30 protein-coding genes are annotated in these 26143 nt (G+C 74.2%); 12 read left to right on the forward strand and 18 right to left on the reverse strand.

Translation table 11 applies throughout. From position 1 onward, the window contains the following. The first annotated feature begins 47 nt into the window (after positions 1-47). From MCM47_RS20340 to MCM47_RS20350, 3 genes are read left to right on the forward strand one after another with little or no spacing between them, the layout of a single operon-like run. The gene (locus MCM47_RS20340) at positions 48-404 is read left to right on the forward strand and encodes a hypothetical protein (RefSeq protein WP_238863079.1); all 357 of its coding nucleotides are present in this window, start codon (positions 48-50) and stop codon (positions 402-404) included. Next, the gene (locus MCM47_RS20345; RefSeq protein ID WP_238863080.1) at positions 404-817 is read left to right on the forward strand and encodes a hypothetical protein; all 414 of its coding nucleotides are present in this window, start codon (positions 404-406) and stop codon (positions 815-817) included. The genes MCM47_RS20340 and MCM47_RS20345 overlap by 1 nt, the downstream gene beginning before the upstream one ends. Positions 818-867: 50 nt before the next feature. Beyond that, positions 868-1077 carry a hypothetical protein gene (locus MCM47_RS20350; protein ID WP_238863081.1) on the forward strand — a complete coding sequence of 70 codons (210 nt, stop codon included), beginning with the start codon at positions 868-870 and terminating at the stop codon, positions 1075-1077. 179 nt (positions 1078-1256) lie between these two features. Here MCM47_RS20350 and MCM47_RS20355 read toward each other — a convergent pair whose 3' ends face one another. The 16 genes from MCM47_RS20355 to MCM47_RS20430 all read right to left on the reverse strand — a co-directional run bounded on the left by MCM47_RS20355 (position 1257) and on the right by MCM47_RS20430 (position 12392). Beyond that, a complete protein-coding gene (locus MCM47_RS20355; RefSeq protein ID WP_238863082.1) occupies positions 1257-1448 on the reverse strand; it encodes a hypothetical protein in 192 nt (63 codons plus the stop codon). 97 nt (positions 1449-1545) lie between these two features. Next, a complete protein-coding gene (locus MCM47_RS20360; RefSeq protein WP_238863083.1) occupies positions 1546-2046 on the reverse strand; it encodes a hypothetical protein in 501 nt (166 codons plus the stop codon). 78 nt (positions 2047-2124) lie between these two features. Then, on the reverse strand, positions 2125-2271 hold the full coding sequence (locus MCM47_RS20365) for a hypothetical protein (protein ID WP_238863084.1): 147 nt from the start codon (positions 2269-2271) through the stop codon (positions 2125-2127). A gap of 67 nt (positions 2272-2338) precedes the next feature. Then, a complete protein-coding gene (locus MCM47_RS20370; RefSeq protein WP_238863085.1) occupies positions 2339-3823 on the reverse strand; it encodes a transfer protein in 1485 nt (494 codons plus the stop codon). Further along, entirely contained in the window at positions 3820-4662 is an 843-nt protein-coding gene (locus MCM47_RS20375; RefSeq protein WP_238863086.1) for a hypothetical protein, read from the reverse strand. The genes MCM47_RS20370 and MCM47_RS20375 overlap by 4 nt, the downstream gene beginning before the upstream one ends. Positions 4663-4776: 114 nt before the next feature. Continuing rightward, positions 4777-5202, reverse strand: a complete 426-nt coding sequence (locus MCM47_RS20380) for a hypothetical protein (protein ID WP_238863087.1) — start codon at positions 5200-5202, stop codon at positions 4777-4779. A gap of 11 nt (positions 5203-5213) precedes the next feature. Beyond that, complete coding sequence (locus MCM47_RS20385; protein ID WP_238863088.1) at positions 5214-7472, reverse strand: hypothetical protein; 2259 nt, start codon at positions 7470-7472, stop codon at positions 5214-5216. 126 nt (positions 7473-7598) lie between these two features. After that, positions 7599-7832: a hypothetical protein gene (locus MCM47_RS20390; protein WP_238863089.1), complete on the reverse strand. Its 234-nt coding sequence runs from the start codon at positions 7830-7832 to the stop codon at positions 7599-7601. Then, positions 7829-8329, reverse strand: coding sequence for a hypothetical protein (locus MCM47_RS20395; protein ID WP_238863090.1), 501 nt, complete (start codon positions 8327-8329; stop codon positions 7829-7831). The genes MCM47_RS20390 and MCM47_RS20395 overlap by 4 nt, the downstream gene beginning before the upstream one ends. A gap of 147 nt (positions 8330-8476) precedes the next feature. Then, positions 8477-9889 carry a DUF2637 domain-containing protein gene (locus MCM47_RS20400; protein ID WP_238863091.1) on the reverse strand — a complete coding sequence of 471 codons (1413 nt, stop codon included), beginning with the start codon at positions 9887-9889 and terminating at the stop codon, positions 8477-8479. A gap of 244 nt (positions 9890-10133) precedes the next feature. Next, on the reverse strand, positions 10134-10559 hold the full coding sequence (locus tag MCM47_RS20405) for a hypothetical protein (protein ID WP_238863092.1): 426 nt from the start codon (positions 10557-10559) through the stop codon (positions 10134-10136). Positions 10560-10659: 100 nt separating this feature from the next. Further along, positions 10660-11076: a hypothetical protein gene (locus tag MCM47_RS20410; protein ID WP_238863093.1), complete on the reverse strand. Its 417-nt coding sequence runs from the start codon at positions 11074-11076 to the stop codon at positions 10660-10662. Between the two features lie 21 nt (positions 11077-11097). Continuing rightward, on the reverse strand, positions 11098-11295 hold the full coding sequence (locus MCM47_RS20415) for a hypothetical protein (protein ID WP_238863094.1): 198 nt from the start codon (positions 11293-11295) through the stop codon (positions 11098-11100). Then, positions 11292-11540, reverse strand: a complete 249-nt coding sequence (locus MCM47_RS20420; RefSeq protein WP_238863095.1) for a hypothetical protein — start codon at positions 11538-11540, stop codon at positions 11292-11294. Before MCM47_RS20420 ends, MCM47_RS20415 begins: the two co-directional genes overlap by 4 nt. Positions 11541-11733: 193 nt before the next feature. Continuing rightward, positions 11734-11904 carry a hypothetical protein gene (locus MCM47_RS20425; RefSeq protein WP_238863096.1) on the reverse strand — a complete coding sequence of 57 codons (171 nt, stop codon included), beginning with the start codon at positions 11902-11904 and terminating at the stop codon, positions 11734-11736. Further along, positions 11901-12392 carry a hypothetical protein gene (locus tag MCM47_RS20430; protein WP_238863097.1) on the reverse strand — a complete coding sequence of 164 codons (492 nt, stop codon included), beginning with the start codon at positions 12390-12392 and terminating at the stop codon, positions 11901-11903. Before MCM47_RS20430 ends, MCM47_RS20425 begins: the two co-directional genes overlap by 4 nt. A 457-nt stretch (positions 12393-12849) precedes the next feature. Between MCM47_RS20430 and MCM47_RS20435 the strand changes: the two genes are divergently transcribed. Beyond that, positions 12850-13590: a GntR family transcriptional regulator gene (locus MCM47_RS20435; RefSeq protein WP_238863098.1), complete on the forward strand. Its 741-nt coding sequence runs from the start codon at positions 12850-12852 to the stop codon at positions 13588-13590. Positions 13591-13711: 121 nt separating this feature from the next. Then, the gene (locus MCM47_RS20440; protein WP_238863099.1) at positions 13712-14188 is read left to right on the forward strand and encodes a hypothetical protein; all 477 of its coding nucleotides are present in this window, start codon (positions 13712-13714) and stop codon (positions 14186-14188) included. An 82-nt stretch (positions 14189-14270) separates the two neighbouring features. Here the strand turns inward: MCM47_RS20440 and MCM47_RS20445 are convergent, their stop codons facing one another. Both MCM47_RS20445 and MCM47_RS20450 read right to left on the reverse strand, forming a co-directional pair. Continuing rightward, positions 14271-14921 carry an MBL fold metallo-hydrolase gene (locus MCM47_RS20445; RefSeq protein WP_238863100.1) on the reverse strand — a complete coding sequence of 217 codons (651 nt, stop codon included), beginning with the start codon at positions 14919-14921 and terminating at the stop codon, positions 14271-14273. A 45-nt stretch (positions 14922-14966) separates the two neighbouring features. Then, entirely contained in the window at positions 14967-15701 is a 735-nt protein-coding gene (locus tag MCM47_RS20450; RefSeq protein ID WP_238863101.1) for a maleylpyruvate isomerase family mycothiol-dependent enzyme, read from the reverse strand. Positions 15702-15967: 266 nt separating this feature from the next. Between MCM47_RS20450 and uvrA the strand changes: the two genes are divergently transcribed. The 7 genes from uvrA to whiA all read left to right on the forward strand — a co-directional run bounded on the left by uvrA (position 15968) and on the right by whiA (position 26134). Next, the gene (uvrA, locus tag MCM47_RS20455; RefSeq protein WP_238863102.1) at positions 15968-18868 is read left to right on the forward strand and encodes an excinuclease ABC subunit UvrA; all 2901 of its coding nucleotides are present in this window, start codon (positions 15968-15970) and stop codon (positions 18866-18868) included. Between the two features lie 119 nt (positions 18869-18987). Beyond that, positions 18988-19440, forward strand: a complete 453-nt coding sequence (locus MCM47_RS20460) for a Rieske (2Fe-2S) protein (protein ID WP_238863103.1) — start codon at positions 18988-18990, stop codon at positions 19438-19440. A gap of 203 nt (positions 19441-19643) precedes the next feature. After that, on the forward strand, positions 19644-20666 hold the full coding sequence (locus MCM47_RS20465) for a DUF5937 family protein (protein ID WP_238863104.1): 1023 nt from the start codon (positions 19644-19646) through the stop codon (positions 20664-20666). Between the two features lie 99 nt (positions 20667-20765). Continuing rightward, the gene (gene uvrC / locus MCM47_RS20470) at positions 20766-22940 is read left to right on the forward strand and encodes an excinuclease ABC subunit UvrC (RefSeq protein WP_238863105.1); all 2175 of its coding nucleotides are present in this window, start codon (positions 20766-20768) and stop codon (positions 22938-22940) included. A 124-nt stretch (positions 22941-23064) separates the two neighbouring features. Next, the gene (gene rapZ, locus MCM47_RS20475; protein ID WP_238863106.1) at positions 23065-23967 is read left to right on the forward strand and encodes an RNase adapter RapZ; all 903 of its coding nucleotides are present in this window, start codon (positions 23065-23067) and stop codon (positions 23965-23967) included. Positions 23968-24059: 92 nt separating this feature from the next. Then, on the forward strand, positions 24060-25163 hold the full coding sequence (gene yvcK, locus MCM47_RS20480) for a uridine diphosphate-N-acetylglucosamine-binding protein YvcK (protein ID WP_255752612.1): 1104 nt from the start codon (positions 24060-24062) through the stop codon (positions 25161-25163). After that, positions 25154-26134 (forward strand): DNA-binding protein WhiA, encoded by a 981-nt coding sequence (whiA, locus tag MCM47_RS20485; protein WP_209411690.1) that lies wholly within the window; start codon positions 25154-25156, stop codon positions 26132-26134. Before yvcK ends, whiA begins: the two co-directional genes overlap by 10 nt. Positions 26135-26143: the final 9 nt, after the last annotated feature.

Genomic DNA, 26143 nt, shown 5'->3' on the forward strand with positions numbered 1-26143 from the left:
CTTCCCGACCACGGGGCGCAGCACCGCCCGCCGTCCAGGAGTGCACCGTGAACACCGCCCCCGACCACCCGCCGCGCCCCCGTACCGTCCTAGACCGGGTCGCCGCAGACCCCGCGCTGACTGAAGCCGCGGACCGGATGCGCGTCCTCGCGCAGCTCGGCGCCGCCGGGATCGGCTACCGCGTGATGGCGCGCAGCCTCGGCACGACCCCGGAGGCCGCGCACACCATGGCCCGGGCCGGCGCGCACCTCCTCCTCGCCGAGGGGACCGCACCCGAGCACCTGCGCTCCGCGCTCCAGGACATGCCGCCGCTGGAGCCGCCGCGCCGCCGTACGGCCCCTAGGACGCCCGTAGACGGCCCCGCCGGGCCCGTCCCGTCCGTCGACCTCACGGACGGCCGCTGATGCCCTCCGTGCCGGTCTCCCTGCGCGTCGCCCCTGCCGTCCATGCCCGCCTCGTAGAACTCGCCGAGGGGCGCGGCCGGTCCGTCGCCGGGACGGCCTCTGAGCTGCTGTCCGCCGCCGTCCTGGACGAGGAGGACCGGGCCCCGTTGTCGGACGGCGCTCTCGTCGCCTCCGTGCGGGAGCTGCTGGCTGACGTCACCGACCCGGCGGCCGTCTTCTGCCGGGAGGCCGCCCTGGTCCTCGCCCGCTCCGTCGAGCGCCGGGACCGCGGCTACGTCGCTGCCTGCCACGAGCTACGGGAGACCGTCGCCCAGGCGCAGCGGGCGCAGCGCGAGGCCGACAACCCGAAGCGTTCCCGCAGGAACAGCCTGGACGCCCTCCTCGCCGGCCTCGAAGAGGACTACGGCCTCTGACCTCCGTACGCCCCGCCCAGTCACCAGCACCCCCGCCGGAGAGCACCACCATGCCCACCCGCCGTGACCGCGCCCGCCTGCTGCGCGACGTCACCCAGGCCGCGCACCTCCTCGCCCTCCTCCACCCCACCCGGGTACCGGCACCGCCACCCCGCCCGATCCCTGACCCGGACGGCGACCTCCTCACCGCCGCCGTCCTCACACAGGCCACCCACCTCGCCATCCAGCCTGACGAAAGGCGACGAAACGCTGACGGATAGCAACACATTGCGCGCCGGAGGAGTAAGTGCCGAGACACATCAGCCCAGGTCAGGAGGCCCGCCCGCCGGTACAGATCGGCGGCCGGACGCTGGAACGCTGAAACGCAAAAAGGCCCCCGTGGGCCGCTCCCCAGCGAACGGGGAGCGGCCCACGGGGGCCTAGTGGGTGGTGCTGCTGGTCAGCCGGCCTTTCGGACGCGGGCGGCCTCGACGGTGCCGCCCGGCTCCTGGGCGAGGGCGGCGGCCTCGACTCCTGCGAGCAGCTGCTCGCCGGTCTCCTCGATCGGGCCGACGCCGTCGCCGCGGTAGACGACCAGTTCGCCGGTGGCGGTGCGGATCTCGACCTCGGCCTCGTAGCGGGCGGTGTCCACGGTGGTGTTCCTCCTGGGTGGTGCGGTAGTCGAAGGCCATGACAGTCGGTGAAATCCCGGGAGGCCATGACAGTCCGGGACACGACAAGCGGTTCGGTCAGCCGGTGATCTGGTTCCGCGCGAACATCCCGCGCACGTTGGAGGTGACGTCGGTCCGCTGGGTCACCGTGCCCTGGTAGACGTTCGTGGTGGACGTCGACGGCGGGGCGGCGGCCCGGGCCTTCGCCCAGGCGGCCCCGGCGGCGATGACGACCAGGGCGAGGCCGGCGAACGGCGCGGCGATGGCGAGGACGCCGGTCAGGGTCACCGCGGACAGGCCGTCGAGGACCAGCCAGGCGGCGGCGCCGAGGCCGGTCGCGCCCAGGCCGACGCCGAGGGAGGCGACGGCGATCCCGGTAGCCCACTGCGGGACGGCCCGGGTGTCGGGGAGGGCGGCCGGGGCGGTGTCGCCGACCGCGGGCACCGGGGAGTCGTCGCGGTAGGCGGTGGGGAGCAGCGGCGCGGCCTCCTCCTGGCGGTACGCCTCGGCGATGAGCCGGGCGGCCTCGACGGCGGCCTCGGCCTCGGTGAGCGGGCGGCGGGCGGCGGAGTCGTTCACGGGAGCCTCCAGGGCAAGAGAAGGGCCCGGAGCGGTGTGCTCCGGGCCCGGGGTGATGTGGTCGGGTTGCGCTGCCGGTCAGTCGTCCGGCGTCAGGTTGATGGCGCCGCAGTTCCAGCAGCTCCATTCGCCGGGCAGCTCGTACCAGACCGTGAGGAAGCCCTTCGGCTCCCCGTACACACAGTTGGTCTCCCAGCAGCGCCAGCAGTCGTACTCGTAGTCCATGCGGTCCTCCTGGCACCCCAGCATGGCGGGTGACGGGGCGTCAGGGGGACCGGAATTGATCAGCGGGTCAGGAGCCGTCACCGAGGGCGTACAGGCCCCGGTCGGGGCGGTGCGCTTCACCGGCGTCGACCAGGCCGCCGAGTTCCGTCTTCACGGAGCCGAGGCGGACCTCCTTCCCGCCATCGGCGTTGACGGCCGCGTGGACGTCGCTGGCGGTCATCGGCTCGTCGGCCTCCTCCAGGACGGCGAGGACGCGGTCGGCGAGCCGGGCGGAACCGCGGCCGGCCCCGGCTGCGCCTCCTCCACCGCCCCCGCCGCGGATCGCCTTGACCGGCTGCGCCTTCTCGGCCTGCTCCAGGAGGAAGGCGGCGATCAGGGCGTCCATGCCGGGGGTGCCGCGCATCGCGTAGGCGATGCCGGCCGCGTCGTGGGAGGCGGCCTCCAGGCGCTCCGGCTCCGCGTCGCCGTACAGGGCCAGGATCTCCGGGTCCAGGCCCGGGGTCGGCGCGATCGAGCCCACCCGGAAGTGCCGCATCAGGCTGGTCGGGTGGGGGCCGGAGAGCAGGTAGCCCATGCCCTGGGTGCCGGGCGCGTCCTCGTCGTCGTCGACCAGGTCGAACTGGGACCGGAGGACCTGGGCGCGGAACTGCTTCGGGATCGGCATCAGCTGTGCCCCGGCCGGGAGGAGGCCGTCCGAGACGAGCTGACGCATCATCGCGGACGACCAGCGGAGCAGCGTCACCTCGCCCTCCTTGAGCATCGCGCGGAGGGTGTCGGAGCCGCCCAGCTCCTCCAGGTGCGACGCCTGGGCGTCCAGCTCCTCGCCGACGCCCACTGAGCGGCCGGTGCGGCCGAGCTCCTTCACGAGCTGGGTGGCCTCCGCCCGGTACGGGGCGCCCTTCTCCAGCAACCTGTTCGCCTCGTCGATCCGGACGACGATCAGCGGGTCCGGGTCGAACCAGCGGAAGGCGTTGCGGCCGAGAAGCCGGTACCGGCGCTGCCGGGCCTCGGCGACCGCGACGGCCGCGCGGAGCATCAGGATCGCCTCCTCCTGGCTAGTGGCGTGCCAGTCGACCTGTCCGGCGGCCTCCGGGGCGGACTGGCCGCCCTTGAGGTCGGCGAACCAGGAGACGACCCGGTTCCGCTTCTCGGCGGCCAGGAGGTACTGGACCGTGCGGGACTTCCCGGCGCCGGTCGTGCCGAACACCAGCGAGCGCTGGGCGCTGCCGGTGTCGGGGTCGAACAGGCGGCGCTTCGCCGGGCGGCCGTTGTGGTACCGGCCCACGGTGATGTAGCCGCGGCGGTCCATCAGCATGTCGTCCAGGCTGGGCGGCGGCATGTCCGCGAGCGGGTTCGACGGGTACAGGGTGATCAGCCCGTGCCGGCCGGAGGTCTCGACGGCGATCAGCGACGGGTCGTCCAGCTCCAGCGCGGAGACCAGGGCGTCGAGGTCGTACCGCAGGATCTTGCCGGGCGGGACCTCGACGCTGATCTCGATGATCTCGGCGCGGGCCGGGGCGGCCGGGCGCCGGACGGCGGGCAGGGTGCTCACGGGCGGAGCTCCTTCGGTTCGGTGCTGACGGGCTGGCGGCGGATGCCGGTGATGACGGAGCCGGGCATCGCGTGCGGCGCGATCTGCTGCGCCCAGTAGGCGCCGGGGTCGGTCTCGATGACCTGGCCGACCGTCAGCCGGCGGACGGAGGCGCCGCGGCCGGGCAGGGGCCCGACCGCGATCAGCTCCTCCGGGACGTCCATCAGCGCGGACAGGTGCCGGATCGAGATGTCCGGGACCGGGGTGCCCGGGGTGACGGAGCGGATGACCGCGCGCATCGCCCGGGGGCCGGTGCGCTCGACGTCCTCCAGGACCGTGCCAGGGGCGGTGCCGCCCTCGACGGCGGCGTGCTCGGCCCACCAGCGGGCGGCCGGGTCGTCCGGCAGCGCCAGGTCGACGCCGAGGCCGGGGGCCTCCTCCTCGACCGGGGCCGGCGGGGCCGGGGGGCAGAGCATCCGGCGGGCGGCGCGGGCGGGGCGCAGCAGCCACGTCCCGGCGGACCAGACGGCGACCGCGACGGCCTCGCCCCAGTGGACGCCGGAGACCAGGCGCTCGACGACCAGGACGACGGTCAGGGTCGCGCCGGGCACCGCGTAGAGGATGCCGGCGGTCTGGCCCTGGTGGCCCTCGGCCCTGCCGGTCGGCAGGACCAGGAGGCCGAGGCCGGTCGCGGCGGCGGTGCCGAGGACGGCCGGGCCGGTGTAGTCGCCGGTCCACAGGCCCGCGGTCGCGGCGGCGGTCCCGGCGAGGGTGGCGAGGCGGCCGGTGTGGCTGCGGGCGGTGTCCAGGCGGCGTCGGGCGTCGGTGAGGTGCTGGAGGAACTGGGCGGGTGAGAGCATCGCGGGGTCTCCCTTCCCGGGGCCGTCGGTGCGGCGCCGGGGTCGACGAGCCGGGGGGACGACGGAGGGCGGCGGCCATCGTGAGTGGCCGCCGCCCTCCGCGCTGTCGGGGTGTCAGCGGTTGCTGTAGAACTCGGCCTCGGCCATCTCGACGGGCATGGCGTTGGCGGCCTCGGCGACGGTGCCGTAGTCGGCCTGGTGCTCGGCGGCGGTCTGGTCGAAGAGGACGGCCAGGTCCTCGACGGCGGAGGCCATGGCCTCGGCGTCGGCGAGGACGGACCGCATGACGGCGGCGGCCTGGTGGTGCTCGCCGACCGTGTCCGGGTCGACGGTCAGGCCGGCCATCTGGTCGGCGAGCCGGTCGACGCTGGTGGAGCAGTCCTCGATGTACCGGTACGTGTCGCGGACCCGCTCCGAGAGGCCGCGCAGCGACCAGGCGGCGGCGCCGAGGCCGGCCAGGACGATGCCGTACCGGACGCCCTCGACGATGGCCTCGCCGGTGCGGGCGATGATGCCGCCGTGCGGCTCGATCTCGCTCAAGATCGTCTCTCCTACTCGTTGTGGTAGTCGCGCTCGGCGGGGCGGGTGTGCCCGGCGTCGCGTACGGCGTCGGCCAGCGGGCGGTGCCGCTGCTCGGCGTTGCTGCCCGCGACGGAGATCGCCTCCGAGGCGCGGGGAAGGCCGGCGGAGATGGCCTCGGCGCGGGCCTTGACCTCGCCGGTGCGCTCCATCAGGCGCAGGACCATGCCCTCCAGGGAGCCGGGGACCTTGAGCTCCACGACCTTGGCGTGCAGGGCCTCCAGGCGGCTGATCAACTGGTCGCAGCCATCGGCGGCGGCCCGGGCGTCCTCGGCGCCCTCCATGATCTCCTCGGCCATGTCGGCGTCCGCGTCGGTGACGTCGAAGATGGTCAGCTCGGCGTCGGCGTACTGCGTGCTCGGCCGGGCCGCGGGGGCGGCGGGGGCCTTCGTGGTGGTGGCCGGTGCGGCCTGCCTGACGGCGGGTGCGCTCACGGGCTGGGGTCCTCTCTGCGGTGGTACGGCCGCCGGCGCCGGGGGCGGTGTCGGCGGGGGGGTGCTGGGCGGAACGACCGGCCCGGGCGTAGCAGGCGCGGCCGGGGCGGCGGGCGGTGCCGGAGGAGCGGCCGGGAGGGCCGCGACCGGGGAGGGGGTGGCGGGTAGGACCGTGACGGCCTGGACCGGCGCGGGCTGCGGCGGCTGCGTGGGCGCCGTGGGCATCCGGTGCAGCCACACCTGGTAGGGCGGCTGGGTGGCTCCCGGCGGCGGTCGCATCCCCGCGCCGAAGTTCGGCATCTTCGGCGGAGGCTGGGCGCCCGCCGTGCTGCTGTTGGCCGAGGTGCTGCCCCCCGCCGCGCCGGTCGGCGGAGGCGGAGGAGGCGGTGCGGCGGACCCGGGACCGGCCGGCCCCGTGGGGCCGCCGGGCTTGGCCTTCCCGGGCCCGGTGCCGCCCGGCTTGCCGGTGCCCGGCCCGGCCGCTTCCGTGCCCACGGTCGGCGGCGCGGTCGGCTTCGGCGGGGTCGCTGCGCCGGGCGCTGCTCCCGGCGGCGTGGTGGCCGCTCCGGCCGCCGGTGTGCTCGCTGCGCCCGGAGGGCCGGGCGTACTCGAGGACGGCCCGCCTGCGGGCTTCGGCGGCTTCGGAGGCTTCGGCGTGCTGCCCTTGCCGGTGCCCTTGGACGGGTCGCCAGCGGCCGTACCGCTGCCCGTGCCGCCCGTTCCCCCGCTGGACCCTCCGGCGGCCTTCTGCGCCCCGCCGGAGCCCTTCGCCGGGGCCTTCCCGCCGCCACCGTTGCCGGAGCCTCCTGACGGCCCGCCAGAGCCCTTGGAGCCGCCCGAACCTCCCGATCCCCCGCCGGACCCGGCCGGGGGCTTCTGCGCCCCGTCCTTGCCCTTCGCCGGGGCCTTCTGGTCGGTGCTGCCGGTGCCGGACTTGCCGGGCGGCTTCCCGCCGCCCTTCTGGTCGGTGCCGCCTGCGGGCTTCGACTTGTCGGCCGGCGGCTTGGTGCCGCCCTGCTGGCCACCGGCGCCGGGCTTGCCCGGGTCAGCGGCCTTCGGCTTGCCCGGGTCGACCGCCTTCGGCTTCGGCACCGGGGGCGTGGGCGCAGCCGGCTCCTTCTTGGGCTTGCCCTCGGACCGGAACGTCGCCGGGACCTTTGAGCCGCTGCCGGTGCCGCCGGTGGCTCCGGGCTTCCCGCCCCCTCCGGCCGGGCCGGTGCCGCCCGTCTTCGAGCCGCCGCCCTTGCTGGGCTCCGCCCCGCCGCCGGCCTTCGCCGCGGCCTTGTCGGCGGCCGTACGGGCCTGGTCGGCGGCGGCCTTGCGCTCCGCCGCTCCGGCCTTGGCGCCCTGGGCGGCGTGCCAGGTGCCCCGGGCGGCGGCGACGCCGATCGCGGCCATCACGGCCATGCCCATCATCGCCAGGTCCCGCAGGCCCGGCCGCTCGCCCGCGTCGCCCTCCGGCGCGGGCGGGACGAACGCCCCGGCCTCCTCCTCGGCCTGGTCCTCCTCGTCGTCGCCGCCGTCGATCGGCGGCGGGGGCGGGAGGGTCAGGGAGAACGGGACGGCGGGAATCCGGCCGAGGCCGGCCGGGAGGGTGGGCCAGCCGCCGACCGGCGGCCCGTCCTCCTCCGCCTCCTCGTCGCCGACCGGGTCGTCCGGCGGGTCGGCGGCGGCTCCGGCGGTCACCGGCGGGTCGACGTCCTCCTCGACGTCGAAGATCGGCGGGAGGTCGGTCGGGGCGTCCGTGGCGGCCCCGATCCGGGGCCGGAGAAAGATCACGTTGGGGTCGTCGTCCACTGCTGCTCCTTGACAGACGGTCACCGGCCGGGCAGCCTCGCGTGCGCCCGCGCCCGCATGTCGTGCGCCCGCGTTACGCGCATGCGCGAGGGGCGGCCCGGCCGGTGATGATGATGACGATGACGGCTACTCCGTGTAGCCGTCGCAGTAGTCCTTGAGGTAGGCGGAGAGGCGGGCCCAGGCGTTCGGGTCGCCGGCCTTCTCGCGCCTCTTGGCGATCGCCCGGGCGCTGTCCCACCAGGCGGCGGCGACGCCTCCCGGGCCCCTCGCCATCTGCTCGGCCCGGCGCTGCTCGGCGTGCGCCCGGCGGCGCTGCGCCGAGGTCACCCCGGCTTGCGGGTCGGTGCTGGGCTGCGTCATGCGGACCGCTCCTCACCGGTCCCGTGGACCAGGTCGAGGAAGGCGGCGCCGCTGGTGCTGCGCCCGGCGGCCGGCGCGGCGGCCGGGCGGGGGGCCGGGGCGGGCACCGGCCGGGGGCCGGGCGCAGCGGCGGCGATCGCCGCGGCCTCCTTGGCGCGCTTCTTCTCCAGGGCAGCGGCCTGCTTGGCGGCGGGCACCTCGTGCCGGTTGCGGCGGTAGCCGGCCTCCAAGGCGAACGTCAGCTCCCCGGCCTTCTCCAGGTGGCGCTGGATCTCGGCGAACGGGCTGACGGTCTGGCGGTGCCGCCACCACGCCTCGAAGCTGCTGTAGCCCTCCGGCGGGTTGGCCTTCCACATCGCCTCGGCGTCGCGGCGGACGCGGGCGACGAACTCGGCCTGCGCGTTGATGACGTCGCGGAGCTGGGCGCTGAACGCCTGGACCATCTCCGGGCTGGCGAGCATGTCGCCGGACCACCCGGGCGCTGCTGTCTCGTCCATCGTGATCTCTCCTCTACGGTGGTGGGCGTCGACCAGGACGGTTCGCTCGTCCTGGGCGTTCTGGGCCTGCTTCCGGCAGGCGCAGCGAAGGCCAGCCCGGTTCCTACGGGCTGGCCTTCACTGGTGGTGCCGGATGCTGCTGCCGGGTCAGGCGTTCGCCGTCTCCGGGTCGTAGCCGGTGGCCGGGTCGTAACCGGCCTCGATGAGCTTCATGGCGTCCGTGCGGTGCTCGGACGCCGTGCTCTCGGAGACGCCGATGGCTGCGGCGATCTCCCCGTTGGTCACCTCGGCGCCGTTGGCGGCGAGGAGCAGCCGGGCGACCGTGCGGACCCGGCGCTGGCGCGGGGTCAGGTTCGCGTGGTCCTCGGCGTCGATCGCACGGCGCAGGATCTCGGCCGCCGCCGCGCGGGCTTCGGCCGCTCGCCGGTCGGCTTCGGCCGCTTGCTCACGATCTTCGGCCGCTCGCCGGTCAGCTTCGTCCGCTCGCTGCGCGTCCTCCTTGGCGCGCTTCCGGTCGGCCGCCGCCTTGGCCTCCTCGGCCGCCGTCCGCGTGTCGGCTTCGGCCGCCGCCGCGCGGGCTTCGGCCGCTCGCCGGTCGGCTTCGGCCGCTCGCTCCCGGACCTCCGCGGCCTCCTGGGACTCGACCGCGTCCGTCAGGGCCGCCGCCGCCTTCGCCTGTGCGTCGGCCAGCGCCTCCGCCTCCGCGACGGCACCGCGGGCCTTCGCCCCGGCGACGCCTTGGACGGCCGTCAGGTCGGCCCGGAGCTCGGCCATCTCCCGCTGGTGGGCGAGCTCGGCCTTGTCCCGCTCGTGGTTGGCCCGGGCGGTGGCGAGCTCCAGCTCCCGGGCCCGCTCGTCGGCCGCGTGCTGGCGCTGGAGCTCCTGGCGGGCCATCTCGTCGGGCAGGGCCAGCGCCTCGTCCACGCTCAGCCCGAAGGGCTCCAGCTTGGACGGGAGCAGCGCCAGCGCCTCCGGGCTGCCCTCCGCGAGGCCGGCCTTCTGGACGTCCTGCTTGTACTCGGTCCAGGCGTTGAAGATCGCCCGGTCCCGCTCGATCCGCAGGGCCACCGAGTAGCCGACGTCCCAGAGCTTCATCATCCGGAAGATCCGGCCGGTGCGGACCGGGGCGAACAGCCAGCGGCGGCCGGGGACGACGTCATGGTCGGCGGGCAGCGCGGCCTGGTGCACGAGCGTCCGGCGGCCGGCCTCGACGATGATGACGAACAGCGCGGGCATCAGGCCGTGCGCGGCGGCCTTGTCCGGGTTCTCCAGGATGGAGCCCTGGGCGGCGGCGTTGAAGTAGATGCTCGCCGCCGTGAGGCCGTGCGCCAGGGGCCGCAGGAACGGCCAGGAGGCCCGCAGACAGGCCATGAAGAGGTCCAGGACCAGGCACGTCAGGATCGCCACGTCCACGCCCACGGCGAAGATCTTGCCGTCGTCCTCGGAGAACCCGAAGACGGTGTGCCCGGCCGTGGAGAGGTTCCCGAACGACAGGTAGAACCCGGCCGCGCCGACGACGAGGCCGCCGACGACACCGGCGACGCCGAGGAGCACCTTCACCCGCCGGGAGGGAGTGCCCGAAGGCCGACCCGGAGTCCCCGAAGGTTCCGCCGGAGCGCCCGAAGGCACGTACACGCCGTCAGTCTCCGGGAGAGCCGTGGCGGGCCCCTGGCGGGGCGGTGCGGGACGAGCGCCCGAAGGCCCGGCCGGAGTGCCCGAAGGCCGCCCGGAAGCGGCCGAAGGCGGCACCAGGTTGAGCCTGGTCGCTGCCGAGCCGGGCGGCTCGATGGTGGTCGTCATCGCGTCAGATCCCCTTCACGGTGCTGTAGTCGTGGACGCGGTAGGCGCTGTCGATCCGGATCGAGCGGGGGCCCCCGGACGGGGTGAGCGCCGGGTCGACGTCGTTCACCACACCGGCGAGGACGGCGTACAGGGTGGCACCGATGGCCTGGTCCACGGTGTCCGCCCAGTCGAGGCCGCGCGACTGCCGGAGGAGGGCGTCGAGGGCGTTGGCCAGGTGGACGCCGGAGACCTCCACCGTCACGGTGCTGTCCGCGTTGGTGGTGACCCGGTCGGTGAAGCCACCCCACTCGTCACGGCCGCGCCCGAGGGCGGCCAGGGACAGGCGGGCGGAGACGTCGGGGTGGCAGGTCACCAGGAGGTGGGAGATCCGCGCGGCGGTCTCCATCAGCCGGCGGTGCGTGCGGTTGGCGGCGAGTCGCTTGATCATGTGGGGCTCCTTCCGGCCGGGGGCTCCGGCCTGGGCGTGTGGTGCGGGGGCACGCCGCCGCCCGGTCACGCTGGGCGGCGGAGCGTACTTCGTTGAGGGGTCAGCCGGCGGCCGGGGCGGGCATCGACCGGCACTCGGTGGCGTGCGTGTTGGCGTCGCGCCGGGCGAGGTCGCGTTCGACGTCCAGGTACAGGCCGCCGTTGAACTGGATGCCGTCCGTGCCGTGGCTCTTGCCGGTCGCGCCGCACCCGGCGCAGCTCCAGCGGTAGCCGTCGCACTCGCGGGTGGAGCGGTCGCTGTGGACCATCGGGCGGCCCTGGTGCGTGTACCGGGTCACGAACCGGTGCGGCCAGAGCTCGACGGCCGCGCCGCCGACGGTGAGGAACCGCATCAGCGGAACCGGCTCCGGCTCCGGGGCGGCCTCGGCGGCGGCCGGGCTCTGGAGCAGCGGGGCGTACTTGGCGGGCTGGAGGGTGCCACCGCGGCGGCGGAGCTGACGGGGGAGACGGATGCGCATCGGGTGCCCTTTCAGGTCAGGTCAGGTCAGGTCGGCGCGGAGCCGGGCCAGGTCGGCGCGGAGGGTGTCGAGACCGGCGAGGAGGTCGTCCAGGCCGGCCGCGTCGAGGTCGGTGTTCATGGGCTCGATCCAGACGGCGACGGTCGGCGGGGCGCCGGGCTCGTCGGGGTCGTGGAACAGCTCGCAGCCGCCCAGGGGCGGCAGGTCGGCGGCGGTCACCGGGTGCCGTCCTCCTCGTCGTGGAGGACGTCCAGGAGGACGCCGAGGGCGTCGGCCCGGGTCTGCCAGGTGGAGCCGTCGCGCTGCCGGAGGCGGTCGGCCTCGGCGCGGGCGGCCTGGGCGGCGGCGAGGCTGGCGGAGGCCGACCGGAGGTGCTGGGCGGTCAGCTTCACCAGCTGGTCGTGCGCGACGTCCTCCAGCCAGGCCGGGACGGCGGCGGCGCTCTCGGCGCCGCAGCCGCTCACCGGCCGCGCCCGGCGCGGACCCGGCGCAGCGCCTCGTCCATGTCGGGGTCCGAGTCGCCGGGGGCGGAGGCGAGGCGGGTAGGGTTGATCATCGGTTCCTCCAGTGATGTGGTCGGGACCAGCAGGCGGCCCCCGGGCCCGGCGTCGGAAGCGCTGGGGTGAACCCGGGGGCCGCCGTCATGGGGGCGGCCGGTCAGCGGTGCAGGGGGCACCGGCACGGCGGCCAGACGTCCACCAGCGGCGGCGTCAGGTCGTCATCCGTGGTGTACGTACGGGCGGGCCGGAAGGTGCGCCCTCCGTCGTCGCTGACCCGGATGGTCAGCAGGACCCGCGGGCGGCCCTTGCGGGCCGGGCGGGCGCTCACGCCGCGACCGGCACGGCGGCCGGGGCCTCGGCGGCCTTGCCCGCCTTCTGCGCGCCGGACAGGTCCGTGACCCGCAGGGACGGCGCGCACGGCTTCATCGGGACGGGGCCCAGGCCGAGGGCCTTGTACGTCGCCCGGATCTCCTCCAGGTCCGGCGTCTGCCGGGAGGACGGCACCCGCTCGACGTTCCAGGACCCGTACATCCCGGCGGGGAGGCGGTCGAGGAGCTTGCGGCTCCGGCGCTTCCCCCGGTCGGCGGCGCGGGCCTGGTCGGCCGCCGCGTGGTAGTCGGCGGCGGCCTCGGCGATCTCCCCCTCCGAGGGCATCTCCTCCGGGGTGAAGACGTCCGCCGGGTCCGGCACCTCCTCGGCGGCGTTGCGGGTGACCAGCGCGGCCGGCGCGACGACCGAGCGGACGGCGTCGGCGACGGTGCGGACCAGGCGCAGCGCGCGGCGGGCAGTACGGCGGGTGGTGATGCGGTCGGACACGGTGGCCTCCAGTGGTACAGGGGTTGGTGCTGCGCCCCGTGGGCGGCGTCGGAAGCGCCGGCCTTCGGGGCGGTGGAGCGTAGGCGCCGGGGGCGCCTCGTGTCTCAGTCGGGACTCGAACCCGGTGCGCACCCTGTGCGGCTGAGACTCCGTCACCGTTACCCCTGCTCGCAGGGGCTCTCAGGTCGGTGACGACCGTCCGGGATGCCAAGGGGCCCGGCGACCTAAGGGGGTGACCGGACGGCGGACCGCCGGTGCCTTCCCTACTCCGGGCCTCGCTTCCGCTAGCCCGACTCTCCGCGCCCCGTAGGGAGCGGCCGTTGCCGTAGGTACTTACGTGTACCTTGCGACCCCTTGAAGGTACATGAATGTACTTGGAATGGCAAGCGTTGTACCTTCGGCGGGTATTGATGTACCTTCGAGGGGTACCGCCCAACCCGACCAAATAGGAGAAGTCGTGGCATACAAGACACCGGGGAAGGGGTACGCCGACGTGGCCGACCACTTCCGGAAGCTCATCAAGGACGGAGAGCTCGCCCCCGGCGAACTGCTGCCCTCCGTCGCGGAGATCCGGGTCCAGTTCGATGTCGCGGCGAAGACGGTCAGCCGCGCCCTGGGCGTGCTCAAGAGCGAGGGCCTGGTGACGTCCCGCGGTTCGCTCGGGACGGTGGTCGCCAAGTCGCCGATGGTCATCACCGGCACCGACCGGACGGCCCGGATCGCTCGGAACGGACGCCAGTACGCGCCCGGCGAGGACTCGACGGACCACCGCGTGATGCGCCGGTCCGTGCACGACGGCGATGTCTGCCAGGCCCTCGACCTGGAGCCGGGCGACGAAGTCGTGATCCGCATTCGCACGTTCCGCCAGGATGGCCGGCCGACCTCGGTCAGCCTGTCGGTCTACCCGCCGCGCACCGTGGCGCACGTGCCGGAGCTTGCGGCGGAAGGCCGGATGACGGCCGGGTTCTTCGGGCCGCTCTACACGGAGCGCACCGGTCGGGAAGTCACCGAAGGACAGCGCACGGCTTCCGCCCGGCAGGCGTCCCAGGACGAGCTGGACGCCCTCGCCATCGACGCCCCGCAGCACGTGGCCGTGGCCGTGCTCGTCACCCAGGTGACCTTCCACGACGAGGAGGGCCCAGTCGGCTACTGGGAGGACGTCTACGCACCCGGCACCAAGATGCCCGTCCCGAAGTGAGCCGATCCCGCCGATCGCTACGAGGGCCCGCCACCACCAGTGGCGGGCCCTATGTGCCTCAGAACCCATCGCAGCCCGCGTACAGCAGCCTGCGGTCCGCGCACGACATGAGGAGGTCACCATGCCCGCAGTCCTCGGGGGACGCCCGCAGTGCACCGCGCTGACGGTCACCGGCCGGCGCTGCAACGCGGTGGCGAACACCGGCGACATGTGCAAGACCCACGCGGAACGGGCGAGCAGCGGAGCCTACGTGCCGGACCGGACGTACGCCCCGGGGATCGTCTACGCCTTGGTTGACCGGAGGAACGGGGACGTTCGGTACATCGGGCAGTCCGTCCGGCCGCCCGGCGAGAGGCTTGCCGGGCACCTCCTCAGCCCGCCCAGCATCGCGTTCCGCGCGTGGCTGGCCGAGTGCGGCCGGCAGGTGGATATCCGGGTTCTCCGCGAGGGCGTGCCCGACGACGGCCTGGACGCCGCGGAGCACGAGGAGATCAGGGCCCACCTGGACGCCGGGTGCAACCTGCTCAACGAGGCCGGCGTCACCAGGCCGTTCCGGGGGTTCCCGGCCTCACGCCGGCCGCCGACCACCCAGGCGTGACCAGCGAGCAGCAGCGGCAGGGCCCGCCACCGGCCGGGGGCGGGCCCTGCCGCATGCTCGGGACGTCGGAGCGAAGCAGCGGTCACCAGCCTCGTGCACGCCACTCTGGCAGGTGCGGGCGCTCGACGCCCAGCGTGGTGTCGTTACCGTGGCCCGGGTACACCCAGGTCTCATCCGGGAGGACGTCGAACACCTTGGCCTCCAGGTCGCCCATCAGCGAGGCGAACTCCTCTGGGGTTGTTGTCCGTCCAGGACCGCCCGGGAACAGGCAGTCGCCGGTGAAGACGTGCGGGTGGCCCTGCGGGTCGTCGTAGACCAGCACGATCGCCCCCGGGGTGTGGCCGACCAGGTGCCGGACGGTCAGCTCCACCTGGCCGACCCGCAGCCGGTCGCCGTCGGCCAGCCGCAGCTCGGTCGGGACGTCGATGCCCTCGGCGTCGTGCTCGCCCGCCGCGGTCCGGGCGCCGGTGGTGGCGACCACCTCGGCGAGCGCGCCCCAGTGGTCGTGGTGGCGGTGCGTGGTGACCACGGTGGCGAGGTCGTCGCCGACGGTCTCCAGCAGGACGGGCGCATCGGCCGCGGCGTCGATCAGCAGCTGCTCGTCGGTGGCCCGGCAGCGCAGCAGGTACGCGTTGTTGTCGTACGGGCCGACGGCCACCTTGGTGATGATCAGGTGGGCCAGCTCGCGCACGTCCGGCGGTCCGCCGACCTTGACCGCTCCGTGGTACGTCATCCGTCCGCTCCTCGCTCTGTCGGTCCTGGGATCATCCTCGCGCGGTCAGCCCAGCGGGGGAAGCTGGGGGAGCGCCGCGTCGGGGGTGCGGCGCAGGCCGTCGCCGTCGGAGCGGCCGGAGAGCCAGGCGAGCAGCGCCCGGACCGGCCCCTCGACCGTCAGCGACGGCGTGCCGGTGCCGATCACGCCGCGGTCCTGCGTGTCGTCGGCGACCAGCTCGACGGCGGGCAGGTCGGCGCCGGCCAGTCGCGCGGAGAGCTTGCGGAACTCGGTGACCGCGAACAGCTCCGGCCAGTGCGCGGGGGTGTAGCCGGCGTCCAGGTCCACGTGGTGGTACTCGACCTCGGCGAGGCGCTTCCAGGGGATGTCGGAGGCCGGGAAGACGTAGCCGGTGCGGTGGCGGACCTCGGCCGTCCAGGCCTCGGCGGGCAGCAGGGCGGCGGCGGCCGCGAAGCGCTCGTCCGACGCGCGCAGGTCGGCCAGCTGGACGTCCACCGGGCGCGGCGCGCCGTCCTCGATGCCCCGGTCGCGCGCCTCGCTGCTGGGGTACTGCGGGATGTCGGTGCCGGTGCGGGCGCCCTCCAGGAGGTTGACCAGGGAGTCGGCGTTGCGGGCGACGTGCGCCAGTACGTGGCCCCTGGTCCAGCCGGGGAGCGCGGAGGGCTCGGCGACGGCCTCGGGCTTCAGCCCGGAGACGGTGTGCAGCAGGTGCCGGGTGCCCTCCTCGACCAGGCTCAGCCGGTCGGCGGCGAGGGCGGCTGCGGTCTGCGGGTCGGTCATCGAATCGGCCTTCCGGTCAAGGCGGGGCGTTGCCCGCGGGGGCTCCGCTCGTTCACCAGGTGACGCTATCGCCGATCCGGGCGCTGAGCAGGTGCTTTCCGGGACCGGGCGCGGACGGCCGGGGCCGGGCCTTCACTCGTTCGGGTGGACTCCGCTTGACGAGCTCGATAATCGAACGCCTGAGCTATAGGCTGGCTGCCGCATCCTGGAAAGAAGAACACCTCTCACCGCAAGCCGTCTCGCCCCGGAGAAAGGCGCCAGAAGCAGTGGCCGACCGCCTCATCGTCCGCGGTGCTCGCGAGCACAACCTCAAGAACGTCTCGCTCGACCTGCCCCGCGACTCCCTCATCGTCTTCACGGGCCTCTCCGGCTCCGGCAAGTCCTCGCTGGCCTTCGACACGATCTTCGCCGAGGGCCAGCGCCGCTACGTCGAATCGCTCTCCTCCTACGCCCGGCAGTTCCTCGGGCAGATGGACAAGCCCGACGTCGACTTCATCGAGGGCCTCTCCCCGGCCGTCTCGATCGACCAGAAGTCCACCAACCGCAACCCGCGGTCGACCGTCGGCACCATCACCGAGGTCTACGACTACCTGCGCCTGCTGTTCGCGCGGATCGGCAAGCCGCACTGCCCGCACTGCGGCCGGCCGATCGCCAAGCAGTCCCCGCAGGCCATCGTGGACAAGGTGCTGGAGCTCGCCGAGGGCACCCGGTTCCAGGTGCTCAGCCCCGTGGTGCGCGAGCGCAAGGGCGAGTTCGTCGACCTCTTCGCCGACCTCCAGTCCAAGGGCTACGCCCGCGCCCGGGTGGACGGCGCGACGATCCAGCTCGCCGAGCCGCCCAAGCTCAAGAAGCAGGAGAAGCACACGGTCGAGGTGGTCATCGACCGGCTCACCGTCAAGGCGAGTGCCAAGCGGCGGCTGACCGACTCGGTGGAGACGGCCCTGCGGCTGGGCGGCGGCATGGTCGTGCTCGACTTCGTCGACCTCCCGGAGGACGACCCGGAGCGCGAGCGGATGTACTCCGAGCACCTCTACTGCCCGTACGACGACGTGTCGTTCGAGGAGCTGGAGCCGCGCTCGTTCTCCTTCAACTCACCGTTCGGCGCCTGCCCGGACTGCTCCGGCCTCGGCAACCGGATGGAGGTGGACCCGGAGCTGGTCGTCCCGGACGAGGAGCGCTCGCTGGACGAGGGCGCCATCCACCCGTGGTCCGGCGGCCACACCAAGGAGTACTTCCAGCGCCTGATCGACGCCCTCGCCGGCGAGCTGGGCTTCCGCACCGACATCCCCTGGGCCGGGCTGCCGGCCCGCGCCAAGAAGGCGCTGCTGTACGGGCACAAGCACCAGGTCGAGGTGCGCTACCGCAACCGCTACGGCCGGGACCGCTCGTACACCACGGGCTTCGAGGGCGCGGTGCCGTTCATCCAGCGCCGGCACAGCGAGGCGGAGAGCGACTCCAGCCGCGAGCGCTTCGAGGGCTACATGCGCGAGGTGCCCTGCCCGACCTGCCAGGGCACCCGGCTCAAGCCGATCGTGCTCGCGGTGACGGTCGAGGGCCGCTCCATCGCCGAGGTCTCGGCGATGTCGATCAGCGACTGCTCCGAATTCCTGGGGGCGATGAAGCTCAACGCCCGCGACAAGAAGATCGCCGAGCGGGTCCTCAAGGAGGTCAACGAGCGGCTCCGCTTCCTGGTCGACGTCGGGCTGGACTACCTCTCGCTCAACCGCGCGGCCGGCACCCTCTCCGGCGGCGAGGCCCAGCGCATCCGGCTCGCCACCCAGATCGGCTCCGGCCTGGTCGGCGTGCTCTACGTGCTGGACGAGCCGTCCATCGGCCTGCACCAGCGGGACAACCACCGCCTGATCGAGACGCTGGTCCGCCTGCGGGACATCGGCAACACCCTGATCGTCGTCGAGCACGACGAGGACACCATCAAGACGGCCGACTGGGTGGTCGACATCGGCCCCGGCGCCGGCGAGCACGGCGGCAAGGTGGTGCACTCGGGTTCGCTGAAGGAGCTGCTCGGCAACAAGGAGTCGCTCACCGGCCAGTACCTCTCCGGCAAGCGCAGCATCCCGATCCCGCTCGTCCGCCGCCCGCGGGACGCCAAGCGCCAGCTGACCGTCCACGGCGCCCGTGAGCACAACCTCAAGGACGTCACGGTCGGCTTCCCGCTCGGCACCTTCACCGCGATCACCGGTGTCTCCGGCTCCGGCAAGTCGACGCTGGTCAACGACATCCTCTACACCCACCTCGCGCGGGAGCTGAACGGCGCCCGCAGCGTGCCCGGCCGGCACACCCGGATCACCGGCACCGACCTGGTGGACAAGGTGGTGCACGTCGACCAGTCGCCGATCGGCCGGACCCCGCGTTCCAACCCGGCCACCTACACCGGCGTGTTCGACCACGTCCGGCGGCTCTTCGCGGAGACGCAGGAGGCCAAGGTCCGCGGCTACCTGCCCGGCCGGTTCTCGTTCAACGTCAAGGGCGGCCGCTGCGAGAACTGCTCCGGCGACGGCACCATCAAGATCGAGATGAACTTCCTCCCCGACGTCTACGTGCCGTGCGAGGTCTGCCACGGCGCCCGGTACAACCGGGAGACGCTGGAGGTGCACTACAAGGGCAAGTCCATCGCCGAGGTGCTGGACATGCCGATCGAGGAGGCGCTGCACTTCTTCGAGGCCGTCCCGGCGATCGCCCGCCACCTGCGGACGCTCAACGACGTCGGCCTCGGCTACGTCCGGCTCGGCCAGTCCGCGCCGACGCTCTCCGGCGGTGAGGCACAGCGCGTCAAGCTCGCCTCCGAGCTGCAGAAGCGCTCCACCGGGCGGACGGTCTACGTGCTGGACGAGCCGACCACCGGTCTGCACTTCGAGGACATCAGCAAGCTGATCAAGGTGCTCACCGGCCTGGTGGAGAAGGGCAACACGGTGATCGTCATCGAGCACAACCTCGATGTGATCAAGACCGCCGACTGGATCGTCGACATGGGCCCCGAGGGCGGCTCCGGCGGTGGCACGGTGGTCGCCGAGGGCACCCCGGAGCAGATCGCCGCCGTCCCGGACAGCCACACCGGCAAGTTCCTGCGCGACATCCTGCCGGGGGAGTTCAACGACGCCCCGGTCGCGGTGAAGGCCCCGCGCAAGCGGGCCGCCGCCAAGAAGTAGCCGGCCCGACACTGCCGGCAGCCCTTCCGGCACCGCACCCGGCCGTCCCGCCACGGGACGGCCGGGTGCGGCGCATAGACTGCCGCTGACCGCCCCCACCCTTCGAGGAGCAGCCACCGATGTCCGAGGCCCCCGAGAGCCCCGCCGCCTCCCGTCGCACCGTGCTCTGCGGTGCCGCCGCCGTCCTGGCCGCCGGGGGCACGGTCGCCCTGTCCGGCTGCGCCTCCGGCGGCTCCGCCACCACCGCGAAGGCCTCGGCCCCCGCCACGCCCAAGGAGCCGGTGGTGGTCGGCCCCGCCGCGGACGTGCCGGTGGGCGGCGGCAAGGTCTACCGCGAGAAGAAGATCGTCGTCACCCAGCCGTCCGCCGGCCAGTACGAGGCCTTCAGCGCGGTCTGCACCCACGCCGGGTGCGTGGTCGACAAGGTCGAGGACCAGCTGATCAAGTGCCCGTGCCACGGCAGTTCGTTCAACATGTCCACCGGCGCCCGCGTCGAGGGCCCGGCCATCAAGCCGCTGCCCGAGTACCAGGTGGCCGTCGACGGCGGCAACCTCAAGGTGACCCCGGTCTGAGCGGCCGCGCCCATCACGGGGTCGCCTCGGCACCCCGCCTCGCCGCCCCACCCCCGTCGGGGCGGCGAGACCTCCTGCACGGGCTGCACGGCTCCATCGTGCGGTGGCGGGGCCGTGCAGCGACAGGCTTTTCGGTCCAGGCTTAAAACCCCTGCTGGACGGCGCGCGGCGGGGAGCGCGAGACTTCCGACAGCGGCGGAGGCATGGGAGGGACTTCGGTGCTGCGGATCCACTTCACGGCCGACGACCTGGCGCGGACGAGAACGGTCTCCACGGTCGGGGCGGCGGCCGAGACCGGCCACGCGCTGACGCTGCTGACCTGTCCGAACGTCCCCGCGGTCTTCCACCCGTGGCGCCAGGGCCTGCGGGGTCGGCTGGACGCCTCGTTGAGCCGCCGGTTGCGCCCGCTCGCCTCGCTGTTACCGCACAGCGGGCCGGGCCTCGACCTGATCGCCCTGACCGGCACCGAGCCGACCATCGAGTCCGGCGTCGACCGCCTGCTGAGCACCTCCGACACCGTGCTGCGCCTGGAGTTGGAGCACCTGTCGCTGCCCGGGGCCGCCCCGGGCTGGCTGCGGGCGCTGGCGGACGGCGACCAGGAGGCCCGGCGCGTCCTCGCCGACTCGCTGGACGCCTGCTACCGCGCGGCGGTGCAGCCCCACTGGCAGCGGATGCGCGGGCAACTGGACGCCGTCCGGGCCGACTGGGCGCGCACCGTGCTGGAGGGCGGCATCGAGCGGCTGCTGGAGGCCGTCTCCCCGACACTGGTCCGGTGGGAGGCCCCCGTGCTGAAGGTCCGCTTCCACCGGGAGGTGGACGTCCGCCTGAACGGCCGCGGACTGGTCCTGGTGCCGACGGTGTTCCTGGTCGGCCGTGCGGAACTGCTGACCGACGTCGCCGACGAGAGCGCATCGCCGGTCCTGGCCGTGCCCGCCCTCGCGGACCCGCTCGCCGCGGCCGCGTTCTGGGGGGACGGCGAGCCCGATCGCAGGCCCCTCGGCGCGCTGCTCGGCCGGACCAGGGCCGCCGCCCTGGGCGTGGTCGCGGAGGGCTGCAGCACCGGCGAACTGGCCCGCCGGCTCAACATCTCGGCCGCGGCGGCGAGCCAGCACGCGGGCGTCCTGCGCGAGGCGAACCTGATCACCACCCGGCGCCGCGGCGGCGCCGTCCTGCACTCGATCACCCCGCTCGGCACGGACCTGCTCAACCGGGGAGGCGGCCGGTGACCGCCCGAACCCCGGCCGCCCAGCGGGCCACCCGCCGGGCCACCGCCCGAGCTGCGGACCGGCCCACGGGGCGCCCCGCGGACTGGGTACGGTGGACCCATGGCTGACCCGTCCACCTACCGCCCGGCGCCCGGCGCGATCCCGACGTCGCCGGGGGTCTACAAGTTCCGCGACGCCCACGGGCGGGTCATCTACGTCGGCAAGGCCAAGAGCCTGCGCCCCCGGCTGTCGTCCTACTTCCAGGACCTCGCCGGGCTGCACCCGCGCACCGCGACGATGGTCACCACCGCGGCCTCGGTGGAGTGGACGGTGGTCGCCACCGAGGTCGAGGCGCTCCAGCTGGAGTACTCCTGGATCAAGGAGTTCGACCCCCGTTTCAACGTCAAGTACCGCGACGACAAGAGCTATCCGGAGCTCGCGGTCACCCTCAACGAGGAGTACCCGCGGGTCCAGGTGATGCGCGGGGCGCACAAGAAGGGCGTGCGCTACTTCGGCCCCTACGGCCACGCCTGGGCGATCCGCGAGACGGTCGACCTGCTGCTGCGCGTCTTCCCCGTCCGCACCTGTTCCAACGGAGTCTTCAAGCGTGCCCGGCAGGTCGGCCGGCCCTGCCTGCTCGGCTACATCGGCAAGTGCGCCGCACCCTGCGTCGACAAGGTCTCGGCGGACGAACACCGGGCGCTGGCCGAGGACTTCTGCGACTTCATGGCCGGCCGCACCGGCAACTACCTGCGCCGGCTGGAAGAGCAGATGCAGGAGGCCGCCGCGGAGATGGAGTACGAGCGGGCCGCCCGGCTGCGCGACGACATCGGGGCGCTCAAGCGCGCGATGGAGAAGAACGCGATCGTCCTCGCCGACGCCACCGACGCCGACCTGCTCGCCGTCGCCGAGGACGAACTCGAGGCGGCGGTCCAGATCTTCCACGTCCGCGGCGGCCGGGTCCGCGGCCAGCGCGGCTGGGTCACCGACAAGGTCGAGGACGTCGACACCGCCGGCCTGGTCGAGCACGCCCTGCAGCAGCTCTACGGCGGTGCCAGCGCGGAGGAGCGCAGCGAGTCCGTCCCGCGCGAGGTGCTGGTGCCCGCGCTGCCCGAGCCGGTCGAGCCGGTCCGCGACTGGCTGTCCGGCCTGCGGGGCAGCCAGGTCGACCTGCGCGTCCCGCAGCGCGGCGACAAGAAGGACCTGATGGCCACCGTGCAGCGCAACGCCCAGCAGGCGCTGGCGCTGCACAAGACCAAGCGCGCCTCCGACCTCACCACCCGCAGCCGCGCCCTCCAGGAGATCGCCGACGCCCTGGAGCTGGACTCCGTCCCGCTGCGCATCGAGTGCTTCGACATCTCGCACCTCCAGGGCGAGGACGTGGTCGCCTCGATGGTGGTCTTCGAGGACGGCCTGGCCCGCAAGAGCGAGTACCGCCGGTTCCAGATCAAGGGCTTCGAGGGCCAGGACGACGTCCGCTCGATGCACGAGGTGATCAGCCGGCGGTTCCGCCGCTACCTGCAGGAGCGCGAGGAGACGGGGGAGTGGGCCGTCCCCGAGGCCGACGACCCGGTCGCCCCGCACGCCCCGGACGCCCCGGACGCCCCGGACGCCCCGGACGCCCCGGTCGGCCCGGTCGGCCCGGTGGGCGCGGACCGGTCCGGGCCGGACGGCGCCGAGGCCCCGGCCGGCCCGATCGACCCCGACACCGGCCGCCCGCGCCGCTTCGCCTACCCGCCGCAGCTGCTCGTCGTCGACGGCGGTCAGCCGCAGGTCGCCGCCGCCAGGCGCGCCCTGGACGAGCTGGGCATCGACGACGTCGCCCTCTGCGGCCTGGCCAAGCGCCTGGAGGAGGTGTGGCTGCCCGGCGAGGACGACCCGGTGGTCCTGCCGCGCAGCAGCGAGGGCCTCTACCTGCTCCAGCGGGTCCGCGACGAGGCCCACCGGTTCGCGATCGCCTACCAGCGCAACAAGCGTTCCAAGCGACTCACCGCCGGGGAACTGGACTCCGTCCCCGGCCTCGGCGAGACTCGCCGCCAGGCACTGCTCAAGCACTTCGGCTCGCTGAAGAAGCTCCGGGCGGCCACCGTCGACGAACTCTGCGCCGTCCCCGGCATCGGACGCCGGACGGCGGAGACTGTTGCGGCAGCGTTGTCGTCCCGTACACCCGCGGCACCCGCGGTGAACACCGCCACCGGCGAGATCATCGATGACGGCGCGGACGCGACCGGCCCCGCCGGCGACGCCGCGGCCGGCGCAGCGCCCCAGACCGCACCATCCCAGGAGACGCCATGACGGCCGACGCCGCCCGTCAGCCGGCGCGCCCCGGGCTCACTCGCCCGAGTGAGCAGGGGAAGCGTGCCCGCGCGACGCGCGTTCTCCTCAGCAGAACCACCGAGAGCGGGGAACCGAAGTGAGCATGTCCGACGATGGGGGCACCCGGCCGATGGCCGGCGAGGAGAACGCCCCGGAGCTGGTGATCATCTCCGGTATGTCCGGAGCCGGCCGGTCCACCGCCGCCAAGTGCCTGGAGGACCTGGGCTGGTTCGTGGTGGACAACCTGCCGCCGGCCCTGATCCCGACCATGGTGGACCTCGGCGCCCGCTCCCAGGGCAACGTGGCCCGGATCGGCGTCGTGGTGGACGTCCGTGGCCGGCAGTTCTTCGACGACCTGCTCACCTCCCTGGACGAGCTGGAGAAGCGCGGCGTCCGGCTCCGGGTCGTCTTCCTGGACTCCTCCGACGACGCGCTGGTCCGCCGCTTCGAGAACGTCCGCCGCCCGCACCCGCTGCAGGCCGACGGCCGGATCGTCGACGGCATCGCCCAGGAGCGCGACCTGCTGCGCGAGCTGCGCGGCGAGGCCGACCTGGTGATCGACACCTCCAACCTCAACGTGCACCAGCTGCGGGCCAAGCTCGACGCCCAGTTCGCCGATCACGACGAACCCGAGCTGCGCGCCACGGTGATGTCCTTCGGCTTCAAGTACGGTCTTCCGGTCGACGCCGACCTCGTGGTGGACTGTCGCTTCCTGCCGAACCCGCACTGGGTCCCCGAGCTGCGAGCCCGTACCGGCACCGACGCCGACGTCGCCGACTACGTGTTCCAGCAGCCCGGGGCCAACGAGTTCCTCGACGGCTACGCGGAGCTGCTGCGCATCGTCGCCGAGGGGTACCGGCGCGAGGGGAAGCGCTACATGACGCTTGCCGTAGGCTGCACCGGTGGAAAGCACCGCAGCGTCGCGATGTCCGAGCGCCTGACCAAGCGCCTCATCGCCGACGGTGTGGAAACGGTGCTGGTCCACCGTGACATGGGACGGGAGTAGCCGCCGCACCCCTGCCGGGCCGCCGGTGGAGGCCGGCGGCCGGCAAGTTGGAACGCGAGGTGGGTGTGACGGGATACGTGCCCGGGCGGCAGCTGCAGAACAGGACCGCCGACCGGACGGGGGTCCCGCCGCGAGCCACGGCGCCCAGCCGGGCGCGCACCGGGCCGGTCCGCACCAGCCAGAGCCGTGCCAGCCAGGCACCCCGCCCCAACCAGGCCCCCCGGATCACCGCCCTCGGCGGCGGCCAGGGCCTGTCCGCCTCGCTCTCCGCACTGCGCCGGCTCACCACCGATCTCACCGCGGTCGTCACGGTGGCCGACGACGGCGGCTCCAGCGGCCGGCTGCGCGCGGAGCTCGGCGTGCTGCCCCCGGGCGACCTGCGCAAGGCGCTGGCCGCGCTCTGCGGCGACGACGACTGGGGCCGGACGTGGTCCGAGGTGATCCAGCAGCGCTTCACCGGCACCGGTGACCTGGGCGGCCACGCCGTCGGAAACCTGCTGATCGTCGCGCTCTGGGAGAAGCTGGGGGACCCGGTCGCCGCACTGGACTGGGTGGGGCGACTGCTCAACGTCCAGGGCCGGGTGCTGCCGATGTCGGCGGTCCCGCTGGACATCGAGGCGGTCGTCCGGGGCCACGACCCGGCCAACCCCTCCGAGCTGTCCGCCGTCCGCGGCCAGGCCAGCGTCGCGGTGACGCCCGGCACCGTGCAGTCGATCCGGCTGCTGCCGGACGAGCCGCCGGCCGTCCCGGAGGCCGTCACCGCCGTCCGCGAGGCGGACTGGGTGGTCCTCGGCCCCGGCTCCTGGTTCACCAGCGTGCTGCCGCACCTGCTGGTGCCCGAGCTGGCCAAGGCGCTCACCGAGACCCGCGCCCGCCGTCTGCTCACCCTGAACCTCGCCCCGCAGCCCGGCGAGACGGAGGGCTTCACCCCGCAGCGCCATCTGGAGGTCATCGCCGACCACGCCCCGGACCTCGCGGTGGATGCGATCCTGGTGGACGAGCGCGCCGTCTCCGGCGGCGCCTTCGGCCAGGCGGACCTGGCCGGTCTGGAGAAGGCCGCGGGGCGGATGGGCGCCGCCCTGGTGCTCGGCCGGGTCGCCCGCGCGGACGGCACCCCGCGACACGACCCGGAGCTCTTGGCCGCCGCGTACGACCGGATTTTCCGGACACATGGAAGGATCGGGCCATGGCGATGACTCCAGCGGTGAAGGACGAAATCAGCCGGCTCCCGGTCACCCGGGCGTGCTGCCGCAAGGCGGAGGTGTCGGCGATCCTGCGATTCGCGGGCGGGCTGCACATCGTGAGCGGCCGCATCGTGATCGAGGCGGAGCTCGACACCGGAGCCGCGGCCCGGCGGCTGCGCAAGGACCTCCTGGAGATCTTCGGGCACTCCTCCGACCTCGTCGTGATGGCCCCCGGCGGCCTGCGCCGCGGCAGCCGCTACGTGGTCCGGGTGGTCAAGGACGGCGAGCTCCTCGCCCGCCAGACCGGGCTGGTCGACGGCCGCGGCCGACCGATCCGGGGGCTGCCCCCGGCCGTGGTCTCCGGGGCGACCTGCGACGCCGAGGCCGCCTGGCGCGGAGCCTTCCTGGCCCACGGTTCGCTCACCGAGCCCGGCCGCTCGTCCTCCCTGGAGATCACCTGCCCCGGCTCCGAGGCCGCCCTGGCGCTGGTCGGCGCCGCCCGCCGGCTGGGCATCCCGGCCAAGGCCCGCGAGGTGCGCGGCGTGGACCGGGTGGTGATCCGCGACGGCGACGCCATCGGCGCGCTGCTGACCCGGCTCGGCGCCCACGAGTCGGTGCTGGCCTGGGAGGAGCGCCGGATGCGGCGCGAGGTCCGCGCCACCGCCAACCGCCTGGCCAACTTCGACGACGCCAACCTGCGCCGCTCCGCCCGCGCCGCGGTGGCGGCCGGCGCTCGGGTGCAGCGCGCGCTGGAGATCCTCGGCGACGAGGTGCCCGAGCACCTGGCCGCCGCCGGCCAGCTGCGGATGCAGCACAAGCAGGCCTCGCTGGAGGAACTGGGCGCGCTGGCCGACCCGCCGCTCACCAAGGACGCGGTGGCCGGCCGGATCCGCCGCCTGCTGGCGATGGCCGACAAGCGTGCCTCCGAGCTGGGGCTGCCCAGCACCGAGGCCAATCTGACCGACGAGATGGCGCTCAACTGACGCCCGCGC

Source organism: Kitasatospora sp. A2-31, assembly GCF_022288725.1.
Classification (GTDB): Bacteria; Actinomycetota; Actinomycetes; order Streptomycetales; family Streptomycetaceae; genus Kitasatospora.

Coding starts and splice junctions, on each gene's coding strand:
- MCM47_RS20345 (WP_238863080.1), top strand. CDS start 404: ATGCCCTCCGTGCCGGTCTCCCTGCGCGTCGCCCCTGCCGTCCATGCC.
- MCM47_RS20350 (WP_238863081.1), top strand. CDS start 868: ATGCCCACCCGCCGTGACCGCGCCCGCCTGCTGCGCGACGTCACCCAG.
- MCM47_RS20365 (WP_238863084.1), bottom strand. CDS start 2,271: ATGGACTACGAGTACGACTGCTGGCGCTGCTGGGAGACCAACTGTGTG.
- MCM47_RS20375 (WP_238863086.1), bottom strand. CDS start 4,662: ATGCTCTCACCCGCCCAGTTCCTCCAGCACCTCACCGACGCCCGACGC.
- MCM47_RS20390 (WP_238863089.1), bottom strand. CDS start 7,832: ATGACGCAGCCCAGCACCGACCCGCAAGCCGGGGTGACCTCGGCGCAG.
- MCM47_RS20395 (WP_238863090.1), bottom strand. CDS start 8,329: ATGGACGAGACAGCAGCGCCCGGGTGGTCCGGCGACATGCTCGCCAGC.
- MCM47_RS20405 (WP_238863092.1), bottom strand. CDS start 10,559: ATGATCAAGCGACTCGCCGCCAACCGCACGCACCGCCGGCTGATGGAG.
- MCM47_RS20410 (WP_238863093.1), bottom strand. CDS start 11,076: ATGCGCATCCGTCTCCCCCGTCAGCTCCGCCGCCGCGGTGGCACCCTC.
- MCM47_RS20440 (WP_238863099.1), top strand. CDS start 13,712: ATGCCCGCAGTCCTCGGGGGACGCCCGCAGTGCACCGCGCTGACGGTC.
- MCM47_RS20445 (WP_238863100.1), bottom strand. CDS start 14,921: ATGACGTACCACGGAGCGGTCAAGGTCGGCGGACCGCCGGACGTGCGC.
- MCM47_RS20450 (WP_238863101.1), bottom strand. CDS start 15,701: ATGACCGACCCGCAGACCGCAGCCGCCCTCGCCGCCGACCGGCTGAGC.
- MCM47_RS20460 (WP_238863103.1), top strand. CDS start 18,988: ATGTCCGAGGCCCCCGAGAGCCCCGCCGCCTCCCGTCGCACCGTGCTC.
- MCM47_RS20465 (WP_238863104.1), top strand. CDS start 19,644: ATGGGAGGGACTTCGGTGCTGCGGATCCACTTCACGGCCGACGACCTG.
- uvrC (WP_238863105.1), top strand. CDS start 20,766: ATGGCTGACCCGTCCACCTACCGCCCGGCGCCCGGCGCGATCCCGACG.
- rapZ (WP_238863106.1), top strand. CDS start 23,065: ATGTCCGACGATGGGGGCACCCGGCCGATGGCCGGCGAGGAGAACGCC.
- whiA (WP_209411690.1), top strand. CDS start 25,154: ATGGCGATGACTCCAGCGGTGAAGGACGAAATCAGCCGGCTCCCGGTC.